Source organism: Streptomyces davaonensis JCM 4913, from assembly GCF_000349325.1.
In the GTDB taxonomy this organism is placed as follows: domain Bacteria; phylum Actinomycetota; class Actinomycetes; order Streptomycetales; family Streptomycetaceae; genus Streptomyces; species Streptomyces davaonensis.
On sequence record NC_020504.1, the window covers coordinates 6,876,317 to 6,893,644 of the forward strand.

13 protein-coding genes are annotated in these 17,328 nt (G+C 70.4%); 11 read left to right on the forward strand and 2 right to left on the reverse strand.

Annotated features, from left to right (window positions below):
* Positions 1-22 precede the first annotated feature (22 nt).
* A complete protein-coding gene (locus BN159_RS30335) occupies positions 23-916 on the reverse strand; it encodes a replication-relaxation family protein (RefSeq protein WP_015660839.1) in 894 nt (297 codons plus the stop codon).
* Between the two features lie 551 nt (positions 917-1,467).
* Between BN159_RS30335 and BN159_RS30340 the strand changes: the two genes are divergently transcribed.
* The 11 genes from BN159_RS30340 (at position 1,468) to BN159_RS30390 (ending at position 16,949) form a co-directional block, all read left to right on the forward strand.
* Positions 1,468-3,066, forward strand: a complete 1,599-nt coding sequence (locus BN159_RS30340) for a TIGR02677 family protein (RefSeq protein ID WP_051113682.1) — start codon at positions 1,468-1,470, stop codon at positions 3,064-3,066.
* Entirely contained in the window at positions 3,066-4,409 is a 1,344-nt protein-coding gene (locus BN159_RS30345) for a TIGR02678 family protein (RefSeq protein ID WP_015660841.1), read from the forward strand. The genes BN159_RS30340 and BN159_RS30345 overlap by 1 nt, the downstream gene beginning before the upstream one ends.
* A complete protein-coding gene (locus tag BN159_RS30350) occupies positions 4,406-8,626 on the forward strand; it encodes a TIGR02680 family protein (protein ID WP_015660842.1) in 4,221 nt (1,406 codons plus the stop codon). The genes BN159_RS30345 and BN159_RS30350 overlap by 4 nt, the downstream gene beginning before the upstream one ends.
* Positions 8,623-9,927, forward strand: coding sequence for a TIGR02679 family protein (locus BN159_RS30355; protein WP_015660843.1), 1,305 nt, complete (start codon positions 8,623-8,625; stop codon positions 9,925-9,927). The genes BN159_RS30350 and BN159_RS30355 overlap by 4 nt, the downstream gene beginning before the upstream one ends.
* A 62-nt stretch (positions 9,928-9,989) precedes the next feature.
* Positions 9,990-11,672 carry an SWIM zinc finger family protein gene (locus BN159_RS30360; protein ID WP_015660844.1) on the forward strand — a complete coding sequence of 561 codons (1,683 nt, stop codon included), beginning with the start codon at positions 9,990-9,992 and terminating at the stop codon, positions 11,670-11,672.
* Positions 11,673-11,919: 247 nt separating this feature from the next.
* Positions 11,920-12,900: a PstS family phosphate ABC transporter substrate-binding protein gene (locus BN159_RS30365; RefSeq protein ID WP_041820028.1), complete on the forward strand. Its 981-nt coding sequence runs from the start codon at positions 11,920-11,922 to the stop codon at positions 12,898-12,900.
* On the forward strand, positions 12,897-13,844 hold the full coding sequence (gene pstC / locus BN159_RS30370) for a phosphate ABC transporter permease subunit PstC (RefSeq protein WP_015660846.1): 948 nt from the start codon (positions 12,897-12,899) through the stop codon (positions 13,842-13,844). The genes BN159_RS30365 and pstC overlap by 4 nt, the downstream gene beginning before the upstream one ends.
* Complete coding sequence (pstA, locus tag BN159_RS30375; protein ID WP_015660847.1) at positions 13,841-14,755, forward strand: phosphate ABC transporter permease PstA; 915 nt, start codon at positions 13,841-13,843, stop codon at positions 14,753-14,755. The genes pstC and pstA overlap by 4 nt, the downstream gene beginning before the upstream one ends.
* A gap of 24 nt (positions 14,756-14,779) precedes the next feature.
* Complete coding sequence (gene pstB / locus BN159_RS30380; RefSeq protein WP_015660848.1) at positions 14,780-15,658, forward strand: phosphate ABC transporter ATP-binding protein PstB; 879 nt, start codon at positions 14,780-14,782, stop codon at positions 15,656-15,658.
* 68 nt (positions 15,659-15,726) lie between these two features.
* Positions 15,727-16,524 carry a response regulator transcription factor gene (locus tag BN159_RS30385; RefSeq protein WP_015660849.1) on the forward strand — a complete coding sequence of 266 codons (798 nt, stop codon included), beginning with the start codon at positions 15,727-15,729 and terminating at the stop codon, positions 16,522-16,524.
* A 62-nt stretch (positions 16,525-16,586) separates the two neighbouring features.
* A complete protein-coding gene (locus BN159_RS30390; RefSeq protein WP_015660850.1) occupies positions 16,587-16,949 on the forward strand; it encodes an ArsR/SmtB family transcription factor in 363 nt (120 codons plus the stop codon).
* Here the strand turns inward: BN159_RS30390 and BN159_RS30395 are convergent.
* Positions 16,946-17,317: a MazG-like family protein gene (locus tag BN159_RS30395; protein WP_015660851.1), complete on the reverse strand. Its 372-nt coding sequence runs from the start codon at positions 17,315-17,317 to the stop codon at positions 16,946-16,948. The two genes, BN159_RS30390 and BN159_RS30395, sit on opposite strands and share 4 nt — an antisense overlap.
* Positions 17,318-17,328: the final 11 nt, after the last annotated feature.

Consider the following 17,328-nt stretch of genomic DNA (forward strand, 5'->3'; position numbering starts at 1 on the left):
CGCCCGCCGCCTACGCATGCGGCTACCACGTCCAGGCGACTACGCGGTCAGGGTCGTGGACGGGATGCCACACGGGCTCGGATGGGCCGTGGGTGCGTAGGTCTGTCAGCGCTGCGGCCATGACAGGGACGGCGTGCAGGAAGGGGGTTAGCTCCGGGGCCTTGGCGGCTGCGCGCAGGGCGCGGATGCGGTTGGTGACGCCGACGGGGCCGGTGCCGTCCAGGACGAACAGGACGCGGGGGAAGAGCGGGTAGTGGCGTCGCCATTCTTCCTGCACCGGGTGTTGCGCGACTGAGGGCCGGTGGCGTGCGACGGGGGTGGGTGTGTAGCTGTAGAGGCGAGCGTAGGCGCCGAGTTTCGCGGCCAGGCGTTCCGGGCCCATGGTGGCCCTGTCGACCTCGACGAACGCTCGCAGCATCGCACCGCCGTTGTCGCCGTCGGCGGGGCCGCGCTGGTAGTACATGAGGGCGTCGGGTATGACGGCCTCCCGGCCTCCGAGGGGATGGTGGACCTCGGGGATCCAGTCCAGTGGGCGGCACAAGTCGCCGCGCCGGCGGGCGTCTTCGAGGAAGGCGAGCGCTGTCTCGGTCACCGTCAGCGTGTGTCCTAACCGGAGCCGCGCGGCTGTCGGGTCGGACACCGTCCTGGGCAGTCGTCGGGCGCGCAGCTCCGGCCATTCCGAGGCGATTTGCGCGCCGTAGGAGGTCGGAAACCATACGCGCAGGCGTCCTGCTTGGGGGAGCGTGATGCGGTCGACCAGCCCTTCATCCCGCAGCTTGGTCATCCGTCGCCGCGTCTGCTCGATCCGTACCCCTGGCGCGATCAGTCGGTGCATCTGCTCGGTGGTGGCCATCCTGTATTGGGTCAGCACCGCCAGCGCCAGATGATCTCCGCCGCCTGCGTCCACGTCCGTCATTGTCGGCCTGCCTCTCGTGTACCGGTGGCGTCTGCCCGGCGCCACGTGTACGGCCACAGCAGCAGCCGACCCCAACCACACCTGCGACCACCAAGGCCCGACCACGGTCACGATGCGACAACTCCCCTGACGACCAGGCTGACAACCCCGCCCGCATCCTTCACGGCAGCCGTCCGTATCCTGCAGCGCCGTGGATGGCGTATCTGCAGGTCAACGCCGCAGACATCGCATGGTCGCCAGCCCGACATCCCCCTCTGCACACCCCACGCCCGCCCCGAAGCAGAAGAAAAACAGGGGACGGCGGGCGAACGGGCGGGCGCGTGCCGCCGGGGGATCCGGGCGCTGTTTCCCATGTTGCGCGCCGGCGGCCGCCGACGCGCTCGCGCCGAACCTGCCGCATGTCAACAGCGCCACGGGGCGACAGAACCAAGGACAGAGCTTCACTCACGGTCGCCCACGTGCAGAGAAGCCTCACCCGAGAGACCGTACGACCCAGCCAGATTCCCCGAACTCGGTCCGGACTGTCAGTGCCGATCCGTACGCTCGAAAACATGGTGGGGGACGAACTGCACGAAGAACCACACGACGACGACAGCGGCAGCCAGACCTGGCAGCGGCTCAGCGCCTACGCCTACCTCAGCGCACCCGAACGCCTGGAGTACGTCGCGGTGATGCGGGTCTTCTGCGGCACCCTGCTCGCGGACCTCGCCGTACCCGATGTCCTCGCCAAGCTTGCGCAGTCCGGGCACCCGGCGGCTGCGCTGGGGGCCGAGACCTTGACCGCTCGGCTCGAACAGCTCGTGCGCTGGGGCAATCTGCTGCGCAGTACCCACACGGTCACCGCGACCAGCATCGCCGAGTATCAGCGCTCCCGGTCCCGTTACCAGCTGTCCAAGCTGGGCGAGCGCGTGCAGCGCGACGCCGACGAGGTGCTGGCGGGAGCGGACGCCGCACGTGAGGTCAGCAGTGAGCTGCTCACCCTCGTCGACCGAGGGCTCAAGGAGATCGCCAACCTAGCCGCCGCTCCGGGCGGCGGCACGGACCCGCAACAGGCCCTGGAGAAGATCAGCACCCTCTTCGCGCAATTCTCCGAATTCGCCGAGTCCGTGCGGGACTTCTACGCCTACCTCGGTCAAGTACTCGCCCGCTACGACCTCGACGGCGCCGAGTACCAGGGGTTCAAGGAACTGCTGCTCGACTACGTGGAAGCGATCACCGAGGACGTGTCCTTCCGCGCCCCGCGCATTGCCGCCCATCTGCGTGCGATCTGGCCGCACCTGCCCACGCTGTTGAGCCGTATCGATGCGCATGCGTCGGGTCTCGGTGCGCTCTCCGATGCTTTGCCCGAGACGCGGGTGCAGCGCAGCCGGGGGCGGGAGATGGCCGACTGGGAGGGGCTGCGCGATTGGTTTGCCGACAGCGACGGTCACGGCAGCCAGGTCGACCAGCTCCGGGACGCCACCCTGCGCGCTTTGCAGTCGCTCCTTGCCAATGCCAAACGGATGCTGCGCTCGGCCTCGGGGGAGATGTCCCGCCGTAAGGACCTGCTCAGGCTTGCCGCCTGGTTCGACGCCGCGGAGCCCGAGGAGGCCCATGACATCGCGGTGGCCGCCTTCGGGCTGTACGGGGCACGGCATCTGGGCGTGGCGCCGGACCCCGATCTGTCCGTACCGGCGTATGTGAGCTGGTGGACCGGGCCCGTTGTGGACGTGCCGGTGGCGTTGCGTGAGCGTGGCAGCCGAGCCCCGCGCGGGCGCTCAGCAGCGGTGGAGGACCACGGCGAGCAGAAGCGCCGTCTCATGGAGGAAGCACGCGAGCTGGCCGCCGCCCGGCAGGCTGCCGCCGCCGAACTGCGCAGCGCCTCCGGCCGGTTCGACCAGGTGAGGCTGGGGTCCGCGGCCATGCGACTCCTGCTGGAACTCCTCACCGCAGCTCTCGGCAACGCCCAACTGCACAGGAAGGACGGTGACTTTCAGCTCGATGGAGGGCACGCGGACGATGCGGATCTGGGCATCAGACTGACGGCGTGGCGGACCCCGGGCAGGCACACCCTGCTGCGTTCCGTGGACGGAGACCTGACAGCGGACGACCTCACCCTGGCCGTCGAGAGCACCTCAGCGCCCGCCGCAGCCGAGGAGGCGAGCGCCTGATGGCCCTGCCCTCCACCCACGACGTGGCACTCGCTGCCGAACGCCGGGCCGCCGCCCGCCTGCTGTTGGCCCACCCGCTGGTCACCAGCAACGGCCCGCAAAGCGACACCTTTCCGTTGATCCGCCGCCACGCCGACTGGCTTTCCCAGCGCTTCCAGCAGGTGTTCGGCTACCGGCTCCTCGTCGAAGCGTCGCATGCCCGTCTGTTCAAGGCCGGCCTCGGGCCCGGCTCCGGGCACCGTCTGGAGCGGCCGTCCACCGGCACACCGTTCACGCCACGGACGTACACCTACCTGGCCCTCGCCCTCTCGGTCCTCGTCACCGCCCCCGAGCAGATCCTGCTCTCCCAGCTCGTCGCCGACCTGAGGGCCGCAGCTGTGGACGCGGGCATCGAGATCAGCGACACCGGGCGCCAGGCGGAGCGGCGCACCCTCGCCGCCGCGCTGCGCCAACTCGTCGACTGGGGCGTGCTGGCGGAAACCGAGGGCCATGTCTCGGCCGTTGCCGAGGAGCGGGGCGGCGAGGCGCTGCTGACCGTGGACCGCGAGATCGCCCGCGTGGTCGTCGCCGGGCCGCTGGCGCAGAGCCGCGACGGCGCGGATCTTGTCCGACGGGCCGCCGACCCTGGCTTCGGGGGTCCGCGGACGTACGTGCGCAGACGCCTCGTCGAGACACCCGTCGTCCACCTGGACGACCTCACCGGCGCCGAGCGGGAATGGCTGCGTACCCGACAGCGGCGTGAGTCCCAGGCCTTCTCCGAACTGCTGGGCCTGGAGGCCGAGATCCGTGCCGAGGGCATCGCCCTGGCCGACCCGGACGGCGACCTCACCGATCTGTACCTGCCCGGCACCGGCACGGTCGCGCAGGCGGCCCTGCTGCTGGTGGGACGGCTGGTCGACCGGCTGCGCCCCGAGGATCCCGGCCACCCAGCGGTCGGCGGCAGGCTGGTCATCGGCGTGCCCGTCCCGGACGGGCTGTTGACCGAGTTGCTCGATGAGCTCGTCGAGGAGTACGGCCGACGCAGCAACTGGCAGCGAGGCCTCGTGGAAGATCGGGACGGGCTGCTCGCCGCCGTCCTCGACCTGCTGGTCCGCATGCGCCTCGTGGCACCCGTCGGCCGGGTGCGCGCCGACGGCCACGGCCTGCCCGAAGGATACGAGGACGCGGCGCTGGACGGCCGGACCGTCACCGACGTCTCGGGCGCCCGCGGACAGGACCGCACGGACGGGTGGGTGCTGCTTGCCGCGGCCGCCCGGTTCGCCACCACGGTGGCCGTCACCTCCCGTACCGAACAGCCGCCAGCAGACGATGTCCCCCAGGGATCTCAGGAGCCGACCCGGTGAACCGCCCCCCTTCCGCGCACCGCTACCGACTGCACCGCGCCGGCATCCGCAATGTGTGGCAGTACGACGAGCAGGAGTTCGCCTTCGGCGACGGCCGCCTGCTGCTGCGCGGCAAGAACGGCGCCGGCAAGTCCAAGGCCCTGGAGATGCTGCTGCCCTACCTCCTGGACGGCGATGCCCGTGCGCTGGATGCGACCGGTACCGGGCGCACCACCCTTCCCTGGCTCATGCTGGACGGATTCGAGCAGACCAACCGGCTGGGCTATCTGTGGGTGGAGTTCGCGCGCACGGACGACGACGGCAACAATCACCACCTCACCCTCGGAGCGGCCATCCGCGCCTCGCAGTCGACCAGGACGGCCAAGCCGTTCTTCTTCGTCACCCCGCTGCGGGTGGGCGAGGACCTGCACCTGGCGCCCGCCGGTCAGCCGTTGCCGCTCGACCAACTCAAGTCGCTCGTCGGCCCGGAGAACGTCACCGACCGTGCCGTGGAGCACCGGGCCCGGGTCGCCCGCCATCTGTTCGGCCTCACCGATCCGGCGCGGTATCGCAATCTGCTCCATCTGCTGCACCGCCTGCGGCGCCCCACCATCGGCGACCGTATCGACTCCGGCGGTCTGGTCTCCGTCCTCGCGGAGACGCTGCCCGCGCTCGACGACGAGGTCGTGGAGAAGGTGGCCCGCAACCTCGACGACCTGGACTCCGTACGGACCGACCTCCAGCGCCTGGAGCGGACCGACGAGGCGCTGCGGACCTTCCTGACCGGCTACCGCGGCTATCTGCACGGGGCGCTGCGCCGTCGGACCGCCGAGGTGAACGGCGAACTGGAGCGGCTGGCGGAGCACCGGCGCCTGGCGGGCGAGGCGGTGAAGAAGGCGGCGAAGCTCCGCACGAGCGAGGACGAACTCACCGCTCGCCTCGACGTCCTCACGGCCGAGGCGGAAGCGGCCGAGACGGACCTCGCCGCCCTGCATGCCAGCGCCGCCTACCGCAGCTTGCAGGAACTCGGCGAGAAACGCGCCACGGTGACCGCCCTGCACAGCGCGGCCGCGACCGCCTTCAAGGCGCTGCGCCAGGCCCACAGCACTCAGGAGGAGGCAGGACGCCGGCTCACCGAAGAAGCCGGAAGGCTCGGCGGAGAGCTGGCCGAACTCGAAACGACCCACGGCGAGTTGCTGCGCGAGGCGGAGCGCTCCGGCCTCGACCCCGTGCATCTGGGCGAACCCGGGACGGTCCCCGTCTCGCCGGTCGCGGGTGCAGCGGCAGCGGAACTGACCTCCCCGGACGGCGACTTCCACGTCGTACGCCACAGCGAGGTGCTTGTCGTCGACACGGAGTCCTGCGCGACGGGCCTGCACGGATGGGACACCCAACTGGGCGCCGCCGGGCCCGTGATCAGGAACCGCGCCCGGGCCGTGACCGAACTGACCGCACTCATCGACACGACCCACCAGGCCCAGCGAGAGGCCCACGAGGCCGACGCCACGCGGGAACGACTGGAGGAGCAGGCGGACGACGCACGTGAGCGGGCCGGACACCGACGCGAGGAGACGGCACGCGAAGGCGAGGCCTACGCAGGCGCCGTACGGACCTGGACCGAGCGGCTGGAGAGCCTCACCGGCCTGTCCCTCGACGCCGTGCACGCTCTGACCGCCCACGACCCGGCGGAGGGGCCGCTTCCCGCCCACGCCCCCGACGACGTGGCCGACACCGCCCGGTCGGCCGTCGAGCCATGGCTGGCCGAACTGGGCGAACAGCGCATCGCGCGTGCCGTGGCGATCCGCGAGCTGGCTGCCGAACAGGACCGCCTGCGACAGAAGCGGAACGACTGGGAAGCCCGCACCGACCCCGAGCCCGCACCCCCGCCCCACCGCTCGGCACCTCGCACCCCCGGCACCGGGGCACCCCTGTACCGGCTTGTGGAATTCGCCGACGACCTGGAGCCGACGGCCCGGGCGGGCCTGGAAGCCGCACTCGAGGCGAGCGGCCTGCTCGATGCCTGGGTGTGCGGCGACGGCACCGTCATGGACCCGGCCACCCACGACACCCTCCTCACCCCCGGTACCCCGGCTGCCGGACCCGCGCTCGCCGAGGTGTTGCACCCGGTCATGGCACCGGGCAGCGGAGTGCTTCCCGAGCAGGTCGAGGGCGTGCTCCACGCGGTGGCTCTGGTCACGGACGGGACCACCGGCACCCAGGCGGAATCCGCGATCGGCACGGACGGCTTCTGGAAACTGGGTATCGCCCGAGGTCGTCACACCAAGCAGGCGGCCGAGTACGTCGGCGCGGAGGTGCGTGCCGAGACCCGTCGCCGGGCCCTGGCCGAACTCGATCGACAACTCGCGGACAAGCAGGCGGAGGTGACGCAACAGGAACAGGAGCTGCGGATCCTCACGGAGCATCGCGCCCAAGTGGCCGACGTACTGAGCCACCCGCCCACGGGACGCCCACTGACCGACGCGTGGGCCCGCGCCACCGAGGCCGAGCGTGCTGCCCAGGTGCTGGCCGGCCAGGCATCCGCAGCAGCCCGTGCGGCGGAGGAGGCGCGCGCCCGCGCGGTCGCCGCCCGGCGCGAGGCCGAGGCGACCGCGAGCGCGCACGACCTCCCGGTTGACCCGGCCGCACTCGGCTCCGTACGGCTGTGTCTGGACCGCCTCGACACGGGCACACAACGACTGCGCAGGCGGCTGCGCGTGGTGGGTTCGTCCACGGACGCCCATCGCCGGAGTCGCGAAGACTTCGCGCGCGCTCTGACGTCCACCGGGGAGGCGGAATCCGACTACTCCGAACCGCTCGCCCGCCTCGACGCCGCGCGCCGCACCGTTCGGGGTCTGGAGGAGGCGCTGGATGCGCCGGAGCAGGAGATCCTTGCCCGCGAGAACGAGGCGAAGCGGCGACTGGAGGCCGTGGGACGTCAACTCCCCGGCGCTGAGCGGGACCTGAATGCCGTGCACGACGAGCGAGTGCGCGCGGAGGAGGACGAGAGGGGCAGACGAGAGGCCCTGGCCACGCAGGAAGCAGAGGCCGTCGCCAGTGGCAGGAGACTGCGTACGACGCTGTCCCTGCCGGGCGTGAGCAGGGGCGCGGGCCTCGACATGCAGGCGGAGGACCAGGGAGGCGAGGTGCACTCCTCCCAGCGCGGCGAGCGTTCCGCCGAGCAGAGCGATGCGCACCCTTCCGGGGACGGCGAACACGACCGCACCAAGACCCTGCGCCTGCTCGTGGACGACGTACGAAGCCGCCTGGACGCCGAGCGGCGCGATATCTCGGACACCGCGCTCCTCAACCGTCACACGGAACTGCGCGACCAGCTCTCCGGAGGCTACGACGCCACCCTGGAGGAACACGACGGCATCAAGATCTGCCGTCTCGTCGACGACCACGGCCCGCACGACATCGCCGTGGTCGGCGAGCGCATCGCCGCCCAGGCGACCGAGGCCCGCGAACGGCTGACGGAGCGCGAGCGAGAGGTGTTCCAGCGCTTCCTCACCGGAGAGCTGGGGGATCACCTCTCCTCCCAGGTCCTGTCCGCGGGAGCCCTGGTAGCCGCTCTGAACGACACGCTGTCCACGGTCCGGACCTCACACGGGCTGGGCGTTGCGCTCGACTGGAAGCTGGCCGACGGCGTGGAAGCCGACGTCAAAGCGGCGGTCGACCTCCTGCGCAGCCCCTCCGGCTTGCGCACCCACGACCAGTCCGACCAGCTCCGCGACGTACTCCAGCGCCGCATCGAAGACGCCCGCCGCGCCGACCCGGGCGCCAGCTACGCGGCCCATCTGCGCACCGCACTCGACTACCGGGACTGGTTCACCTTCACCCCCTGGGTGGTCAACGACGCCGCCCCCGGCAGCCGCCGCAAACTCTCCGGCCGCACCGGCCTCAGCCAGGGCGAACAGCGAGTCCTGTCCTACCTGGTCCTCTTCGCCGCCGCGGCCGCCCACTTCACGAGCCTCGCCGAGACCGCCCCGCACGCACCCCGGCTGATCCTGCTGGACGACGCCTTCGCCAAGGTCGACGAGCCCACCCATGCGCGCCTGGGCCGCATCCTGGTCGACCTGGACCTCGACTTCGTCCTCACCAGCGAACGCCTCATCGGCAACTGGCCCGACGTGCCGTCCCTGCACATCTACGAGTGCCTGCGCGACCCGCACGTGCGAGGCGTGGCCACGCTCCACTACACGTGGAACGGGCGGCAGAGGCGGCTGGTGTCGGTATGACGGACGCCCGAGCGGAGGACGAGCCGTCGCTGCCCGCCGAAGCGCTGGCGTTCCTGACCCGGCCGGGGCTGAAGCGTCTTTGGACGGCGGCCCGTACCCGCCTCGAACGGGGCGGCCTCCGTCCGGTCGGCACGATCCGCCTGCCGGACCTGGACGCGGAGGAGCGCCAGGCACTGTCCCTCCTCCTGGCCAGACCGGTCACCGGTCCCGCCGTCACGATCCGCCTGTCGGACCTGGACACACGCCTGCGCACCAGCGCGGTCGGACTGAGCCTGGCTGCGACCCTGACGGAACTGGGCCCGCCGCTGACCGACCGGCGGGCGGCCCGGGACGCGGCGCAAGCCGAACGCACCCGTCTCTGGTCGGAGTCGGAGGCGGCCCTCGCCGCAACGCCACTGGCGAACCAGGAGTGGGCCCGGCAATGGCTGGAGGGCATACGGCGAGGGGGCACGCTGATGCGGCAGCCGTCCGGCACCGCCCTCACCACCATCGCCCAGGCCATCGAGACCCTCGCCACCCTCTTCCCCGGCACAGCAACGGATCCGACCCCCGCCACCTGGGGCCGCGGCGAACTGGCCACCCGCACAACCGGTTCGGCCCATGGCCTGGACGACGGCACGCTGCTGGCCCGCCTGGTCCAGCGCGGCATAGCGGTGGCCCGGGGCGTGGACTTCCCCATCGACGCGCCGGGCCGCCGCGCTCTGTGGCGTCAGGCCTCGGTCACCCCCGACGAGGTTTCCAGCACCGTGCTCACCTACGGCCTTCGGCCGACGGGCACCACCTGGCAGGAAGGAGCCCTGCGCCAACGCGCCGACCACCGGCTGGAGGCGCACCTGACGCTGCGCGAACTGCGCGCCCTTCAGCTGTCGTTCCCGCCCGGCACGCGGATCCACGTCTGCGAGAACCCCCGTGTGGTGGAGGCCGCGGCGGACACCGCCTGCACCGCACCCCTGATCTGCACTTCGGGCAGTGCCGCGACGGTGGTCCTCACGCTCTTGGACGCGTTGTCGGCGGCCGGCTGCACCTTCGCCTACCACGGTGATTTCGACTGGCCGGGCATCGCCCTCGCCAACCGGATCATGGAGCGCTACCAGGCGGAACCGTGGCGCATGCAAGCGGCGGACTACGAATACCTCGCGACGCGAGCGGAGCTGCACGGGACACCGCCGCTTTCCCTCACCGGCACACCGATCGAGGCGGCCTGGGACGCGGAACTGGCCCCGACCATGGACGCCTTGGGCATCGCCCTGCATGAGGAGGCAGCGCTGGATCTGCTGCTGGGCGATCTCGTAGAAGCCTGAGCATCTGTGACCTAGGGCACTCTTGAGAGGGCACATCGAGCGCACCAGGGGAGCTGGGCGAAATGGTCACAGGCGGCCTTACCGAGGCGAGTCTCCGAGCACTGGCCGGAGCTCGTTCCTTCGAGCGCGGGCTCGGATACCTCGACGCCGTCAGCCGAGTGGAGATCGGCGACGGCTGGGTCACCGCAACCGTCCACGGCACCGAGCGTTACGCGGTGGAGCTGACACTTGACGATCCCGGCGGACTCTCCGGCGAGTGCGACTGCCCCTATGGCCGGGAAGGCAACTTCTGCAAACACCTGGTCGCGCTCGGCCTGACGGTTCTCGCCCAGCGGCAGAGCTTGCCGCAGCAGCGCGAGGCGGCCAGGTGCCGGGCGCAGGACCTGGACGCATGGCTGTCCGCCCTGTCCAGGGACGAGTTGCTCGCCCTGACGCGTGAACAGATCGCGGAGGACCGCAAGTTGCGGCGCCGCCTTGAGCTGCGGGCCGCGACTGCCCGCGGGGATGTCGCCGAGATCAGGTCCCGCATTCGTGAGCTCCTCGACATCACCCCGTTCGCACGCTACGGATACGTCGAGTACGCCGACGCATGCGCCTACGCCGATCAGGCCGGGCAGGCGGCTTCCGCGATCGGCGACCTCTCCCGCTCAGGCCGGGCAGCCGAGGCGATCACCGCGGCGCGTGAGGCGATGCGGCTGCTGACCGAAGCGGCGGACAGCGTCGACGACTCCGACGGCGGGCTCGGCGAGGTCGGTCACGCACTTGCCGACGCCCACCTCGAGGCGTGCCGTGCGGCAGGCCCGGACGCGCAGGACCTCGCGCGCTGGCTGGTCGGTCAGGCGCTCGGCGCATTCGACGACTGCCTCACCGACATCGATCCGCTCGACTACGAGGACGTCCTCGGCGACACGGGCATGGCCACCCTCCGTGAGCTGGCGATCGAGGCGTGGCGACGCAACCGCAAGGGCTGGGCGGAGAAGACCCTGATGGGGCGTCTGGCCAAGGCCGGCGGTGACGTCGACACGGTGATCGCCGTGCACGCGGCCGCCCTTGCGGCGAATGGTCACACACACCTGGCCATTGCCGGCGAACTGGACGGCGCGGGGCGCACCGAGGAGGCGTTGGGCTGGGCGGAGCGCGGCATCCGGGACGCGGGCGACCTCGCCGCCGTGGACACGGCGCTCGTCGACTACCTCCACGACCGCTACGCGCGAGCGGCGCGGCTCTCCGATGCCGTCACCCTGCGCCGCGACCACTTCCGCGCACGCCGCACGCTGCTCACGTACCGGCAGTTGCGCACCGCCGCGCAAGCCGCCGACTGCTGGCCGGCGGAGCGCGCAGAAGCGCTGACCTTGCTGCGGGCCGACGCCGCCCGGCAGCGTCCGGGGCGGCACAGCGGCCCGGTCCTCGTCGACGTCCTGCTCGACGACAAGGACATCGACGCAGCCTGGCAGGCCGCCACCGCCACGGGCGCCGACGACCGCCAGTGGCTCGTGCTCGCCGACCAGGCGCGGGCCGACCGTCCCGCCGACGCGCTCGGCGTCTACCTGCGCCTGGCCGAACCGCTCACCGAACAGACCGGCAACTCGGTCTACGAGCGGCTCGTCAGCCTGCTCCTGAGCATCCGCGACTGCCACCAACGCTTGGGAACACCGGACGAGTTCGCCGCGCACGTCCACGCTCTGCGCGCAGCCCACAGACGCAAGCGGAATCTGATGCGGCTGATGCAGGAGCAAGGGATGTGAGCCGGTCCCGATCTCCCTTCCGCTTACGCCCCCACTTCGCGCCCCCCACCCTTTGTGTACTGCAAGTGAACTGAAATTCCACAGCTCAAGTGACCCTTCCGTGATGCTGAAACAAGATCCGTCTATATAGATGGCTGCCTATAGTTCACATTTGAGTGGCGACGCATACGCGGAGAGTTCATACAGCCCCGCTTCGATCCAGCACACGCGGCCGGGTAAGCCGGCGGACACGAGGATCGAGAGTCACGTGGACATTCATTTGTTGCGCCGGGCCAAGGCGCCCTTGGCTCTGATGGCGGCTGTGATGCTGGCGGTGAGCGCGTGCGGTGGGGATGACGACGGGGATGGAGACGGCGGTGGGGCCGGCGGCAGTGAGCTGTCGGGGTCGGTGAAGGTCGACGGGTCGAGTACCGTCGCTCCGCTGACCACCGCCGCCGCCGAGCTGTTCGCCGAGGAGCAGTCCAAGGTCCAGGTCACCGTGGGTACTTCGGGTACCGGCGGTGGGTTCGAGAAGTTCTGCAACGGTGAGACCGACATCTCCGACGCCTCCCGCCCGATCAAGGACGAGGAGATCGCGGCCTGTAAGGAAAAGGGCGTCATCTACGAGGAGTTCCAGGTCGCCAACGACGCCCTGACCGTCGTCGTGCCCAAGGAGAACGACTGGGTCGACTGCCTGACTACCGAGCAGCTGAAGCAGATCTGGGAGCCCGACTCCAAGGTCAGCAACTGGAACCAGGTCGACCCGAAGTTCCCGGACGAGGAACTGAAGCTGTTCGGGCCCGGCACCGACTCCGGCACCTTCGACTACTTCACCGATGAGATCAATGGTGAGGAAGGGGCCTCCAGGACTGATTACAGTCCCAGTGAGGACGACAACGTCATTGTGCAGGGTGTCGCCGGGTCCAAGGGTGGGCTCGGGTACTTCGGGTTCTCCTACTTCGAGGAGAACGCCGACAAGCTCAAGGCCCTTGAGATCGACGGTGGGGAAGGGTGCGTCTCGCCCAGTGTCGAGAGTGCTCAGGACGGGTCCTACACGCCTCTCGCCCGGCCCCTCTTCATCTACCCCTCCGCCAAGGCCCTTGAGCGCAAAGAGGTGCTCGGGTTCGTCGAGTACTACGTCGAGGACCACAAGGCCATCGCCGAGGACGCGCAGTTCATCCCGCTCAACGCCGAGCAGGAGACCGAGCTCAAGGCCGACCTCGACAAGCTGAAGGCAGCGGCGGGGTGACCTCGCCGACGCTCAAGGCCCCCGCAGGGACCGGGACCCGGTCCCTGCGGCGGGCCAAGCCGCGTTATGGCGAACGGGTCATCCAGGGGCTGTTGTTCGTGGCGGCGCTCGTCTCCGTCGCTACGACCGTGGGCATCGTTGTCTCGCTCATTCCGCCTACCGTCGACTTCTTCGAGCAAGTCAGCTTTGCTGAATTCCTCGGGGGGACCGAGTGGACCGCGCTGTTCAGTACCCCTGAGTACGGTGTGCTGCCGCTTCTCGGCGCCACCATGCTCATCACCGTCATCGCCCTCGCGGTCGCCGTGCCGGTGGGGCTCGGGGCCGCCATCTATCTGAGTGAGTACGCCGATCGGCGGGTGCGGGCCACTCTCAAGCCCGCGCTCGAAGTTCTTGCCGGGGTCCCGACCGTCGTCTACGGGTTCTTCGCGCTCAGCTTCGTCACGCCCCGGCTGCGCGAGTGGTGGCCCGGTGGCACCGGGCCCGACTTCCAGAACGCCCTCTCCGCGGGGCTCGTCATGGGCGTCATGATCATCCCGACCATCGCCTCGCTCTCCGAGGACGCCATGGCCGCCGTACCGGACTCGCTGCGGGACGGGGCCTACGCGCTCGGCTCCGGCAAGCGGGTCGTGTCCGTGCGGGTCGTGGTGCCCGCCGCGCTGAGCGGCATCGTCGCTGCGTGCGTGCTCGGGATCTCGCGGGCCATCGGCGAGACGATGATCGTCGCCATCGCCTCCGGGCTTACTGCCAACCTCACTTGGAACCCGCTGGAGGCGATGCAGACCATGACCGGGTTCATCGCCCAGGCCGGTTCCGGTGACGTGCCCGTGCAGTCCTTCGAGTACAAGACCATCTTCGCCGTCGGCGCCCTGCTGTTCGTCATCACCTTCGTGATGAACGTGATCAGCATCCGGCTCGTGCGCAAATACCGGGAGGTGTACGAATGAGCACCGGGACCGGTGTCCGGGTCACCGAACCGCCCGCCCACCCGGCGCCGCGCAAGCTCGCCGGGCCCCGCTTCCGGCCGGGGGAGACCGCCTTCCGGCTGCTTCTGCTGTGCTGCCTCGCGGTCGGGATCATTTTCCTCGGTGTTCTCATCACCTATGTGCTGGTGGAGGCCTGGCCTCGGCTCGACTCGCGGCTGTGGGAGAACTTCCCCTCCATCCGCCGGCCCGAGAACGCCGGCGCCCAGTCCGCGATCTTCGGCACGATCTGGGTGATCGCCTTCACCGCTCTGTTCTGCCTGCCCACCGGCATCATGGCGGCGATCTACCTGGAGGAGTACGCCGACCAGAACCGCTGGTACAACCGCATGATCGAGCTGAACATCCAGAACCTGGCCGCCGTGCCCTCGATCATCTACGGGATACTGGGACTTGGGCTCCTCGCCCGTGAACTCGACCTCGGCACCACCGTGTTGACGGCCTCGCTCACCCTCTCCCTGCTCGTCCTGCCCGTCGTCATCATCGCCTCGCGCGAGGCCATCAGAGCCGTGCCGCAGTCCATCCGGCAGGCCTCGCTCGCTCTCGGCGCCACCCAGTGGCAGACCATCTGGCGCCAGGTGCTGCCCGCCGCCGTACCCGGCATCGCGACCGGCTCGATCCTCGCCCTGTCCCGGGCGATCGGCGAGGCCGCGCCGCTGCTGCTGCTCGGCGCGGTGACCTACGTGGCGTTCAACCCGGAGGGCCTGGAGAGCGCGTACACCGTGCTGCCCATCCAGATCTTCGGCTGGATCAGCCAGTCCCGCGAGGAGTTCCACCACCTCGCCGCGGCCGGGATCGTCATCCTCCTGGCCATCCTCCTGCTCATGAACGCGGCCGCGATCTGGCTGCGCAACCGCTTCAGCAAGCGCTGGTGATACCCATGACTGCTGGTGATTTCCATGACTGACGATGCCATCCCCGCCCAGAGCACCGGGGGAGAGGAACACGCCCTCTCCCTCACCATCGGCGACCGCCGCCGCAACCGGCCCGAACCCTCCCTGAACGACCCGGTGTTCCACATCTCCGACCTGGACGTCTGGTACGGCGACCACCAGGCCGTACGCGATGTCACCATGCTCATCGGACGCCGCCAGATCACCGCGATGATCGGCCCCTCCGGCTGCGGCAAGTCCACCGTCATCCGCTGCTTCAACCGCATGAACGACCTGATCCCCGGCGCCCGGGTCACCGGCAAGGTCGCCTACCACGGGGAGAACCTCTACGACCCCGACGTCGACCCCATCGAGGTGCGGCGCCGGATCGGCATGGTGTTCCAGAAGCCGAACCCCTTCCCCAAGTCGATCTACGACAACATCGCCTACGGGCCGCGCGTCAACGGCATGAAGGGCACCATGGACGACCTCGTCGAGGAGGCCCTCACCGGGGCCGCCCTCTGGGACGAGGTCAAGGACAAGCTCAAGTCCAGCGCCCTCGCCCTGTCCGGCGGACAGCAGCAACGGCTGTGCATCGCGCGGGCCATCGCGGTCCGGCCCGAGGTGATCCTCATGGACGAGCCCTGCTCCGCGCTCGACCCGATCGCCACCGCCCGCATCGAGGACCTGATGGCGGAACTCGCGGCCGACTTCACCATCGTGATCGTCACCCACAACATGCAGCAGGCCGCCCGCATCTCCGACTACACCGCCTTCTTCACGGCCGACGTCGACGACAAGGGCGTACGGCACGGGCGGCTCGTCGAGTACGACACCACCGTGAAGATCTTCGAGAACCCCGCCGACCAGCGCACCGAGGACTACATCACCGGCCGCTTCGGCTGAGCCGGTGTCCCGTCCGAGGTCCCTCCGCTCCGCGCCCCTTTGCGCGTCCACGTGAAGGAGTACGACGGGTGACACCCCACGAGGCACACGGACCGTCCGAGGCACACGGACCCCCCGACCCACAACTCGCGCCCCCGGACCTGTTGCTCGCCGACCCCGACCCCGACCTGGCCCGGGACGTCGCCGCCCGTTTCCTCGCCGCGGGCGTGCGCACCCTGGTCTGCCACGACGGCGCCGAGGCCCTGCTCCAAGTCGGCGCCCGCCGCCCGCGCGCGGTGCTGCTCGCCGCCCCGCTGCCGCTGGTCGGCGCCGCCGCGGTCACCGAACTGATCGCCCGGCTGCACCCGGTGCCGGTCATCGTCGGCGCCGGGGCGGAGGGCGCCGCGGAGGCCACCGCCGCGCTCTCGGCGGGCGCCGTGGCCTTCGTCGCCCGCCCCTACCGGGCCGAGGAGATACTGCCGTTGCTCAGGGGCGACCGGGGCGACCGGGGCGACCGGACCGCGGGCGACGCGCCGCGGATGCTGGTCGTCGGGGACATCGAGCTCGATGCCGAGGGCTTTCATGTGTACGTCCGCGGGCGCTCCCTCACCCTGCCGGTGCGCGAGTTCCTGCTGCTGCGCTATCTGATGGAGCGGCCCAACAAGGTCGTCAGCCGAAGGGAGTTGACCAAGGCGCTCTGGGGCGTGGACAAGCTCGACAGCAACACGCTGACGGTGCATGTGCGCCGGGTTCGCAACAAACTGCGGGACGAGGCGGGCAGCCGGTGCACCATCGACGCGATCCGGGGCATGGGATACCGGCTCGAGTGCGGGCGGGAGGACGCCGCCGCAAGCGACCGCGCCGGGGTGAAGGTGAACCGTGGGTGAACTACTGGTGGGTGCGGCGGTCGGGTTCCGGAGCATCGGCGGAACCGCCCTATGGTGGGTGAATGAACGTCTCTTCTGGGGAAACGGAGACCGCGGCCGGCCAACCGGAAGGGGCTACGTCGTCCTTGGCCCGCCTGCTGATCGACCGTGACGAGGCCGAGCGCCTCGCCGCCGTGCTCAAGGCCATCGCCGACCCGACCCGGCTTCAGCTGCTCCGGCTCATCGAGCGCGCCCCCGCCGGCGAGGCGTGCGTCGCCGACCTCACCGACTGTCTGGGGCTGCGGCAGCCGACCGTCAGCCACCATCTGAAGGTCATGACCGAGGCGGGGCTGCTCACCCGGGAGCGGCGCGGGACATGGGTCTGGTACGCCGTCGACCGCGGCGGGCTGCACCGGGTACGGGACATCCTGGACCGGGCCGCCTAGCTCTTGGGGGAGTGCGGTCCCCGGGACCGCTCCCGCACCCGGGCCAGATGGTCGCTGAACACCTGCCGCGTGTCCGGCGTCAGCGTCCGCAGGGCGACCAGGGCCGTGATCACGACATCGCAGAGCTCGGCCTGGACGTCGTCCCAGGTGTGGGTGACGCCCTTGCGCGGGTTCTGGCCGGTCGCCCCGATCACCGCCTCGGCGACCTCGCCGACCTCCTCGGACAGCTTCAGCATGCGCAGGAGCATGCCCTCGCGGCCGTCGAGCGGACGGTTCGCGTCCACCCAGGCCCACAAGTCCTCGATGCCGGCCCAGAGGTCGTCGGCGGGGTCGGTGGGGGTGGCCTGTTCCGTCGTACGCGAAGTCATACGCAGAGCCT

Coding starts and splice junctions, on each gene's coding strand:
- BN159_RS30335 (WP_015660839.1), bottom strand. CDS start 916: ATGACGGACGTGGACGCAGGCGGCGGAGATCATCTGGCGCTGGCGGTG.
- BN159_RS30340 (WP_051113682.1), top strand. CDS start 1,468: ATGGTGGGGGACGAACTGCACGAAGAACCACACGACGACGACAGCGGC.
- BN159_RS30345 (WP_015660841.1), top strand. CDS start 3,066: ATGGCCCTGCCCTCCACCCACGACGTGGCACTCGCTGCCGAACGCCGG.
- BN159_RS30355 (WP_015660843.1), top strand. CDS start 8,623: ATGACGGACGCCCGAGCGGAGGACGAGCCGTCGCTGCCCGCCGAAGCG.
- BN159_RS30360 (WP_015660844.1), top strand. CDS start 9,990: ATGGTCACAGGCGGCCTTACCGAGGCGAGTCTCCGAGCACTGGCCGGA.
- pstA (WP_015660847.1), top strand. CDS start 13,841: ATGAGCACCGGGACCGGTGTCCGGGTCACCGAACCGCCCGCCCACCCG.
- pstB (WP_015660848.1), top strand. CDS start 14,780: ATGACTGACGATGCCATCCCCGCCCAGAGCACCGGGGGAGAGGAACAC.
- BN159_RS30390 (WP_015660850.1), top strand. CDS start 16,587: ATGAACGTCTCTTCTGGGGAAACGGAGACCGCGGCCGGCCAACCGGAA.
- BN159_RS30395 (WP_015660851.1), bottom strand. CDS start 17,317: ATGACTTCGCGTACGACGGAACAGGCCACCCCCACCGACCCCGCCGAC.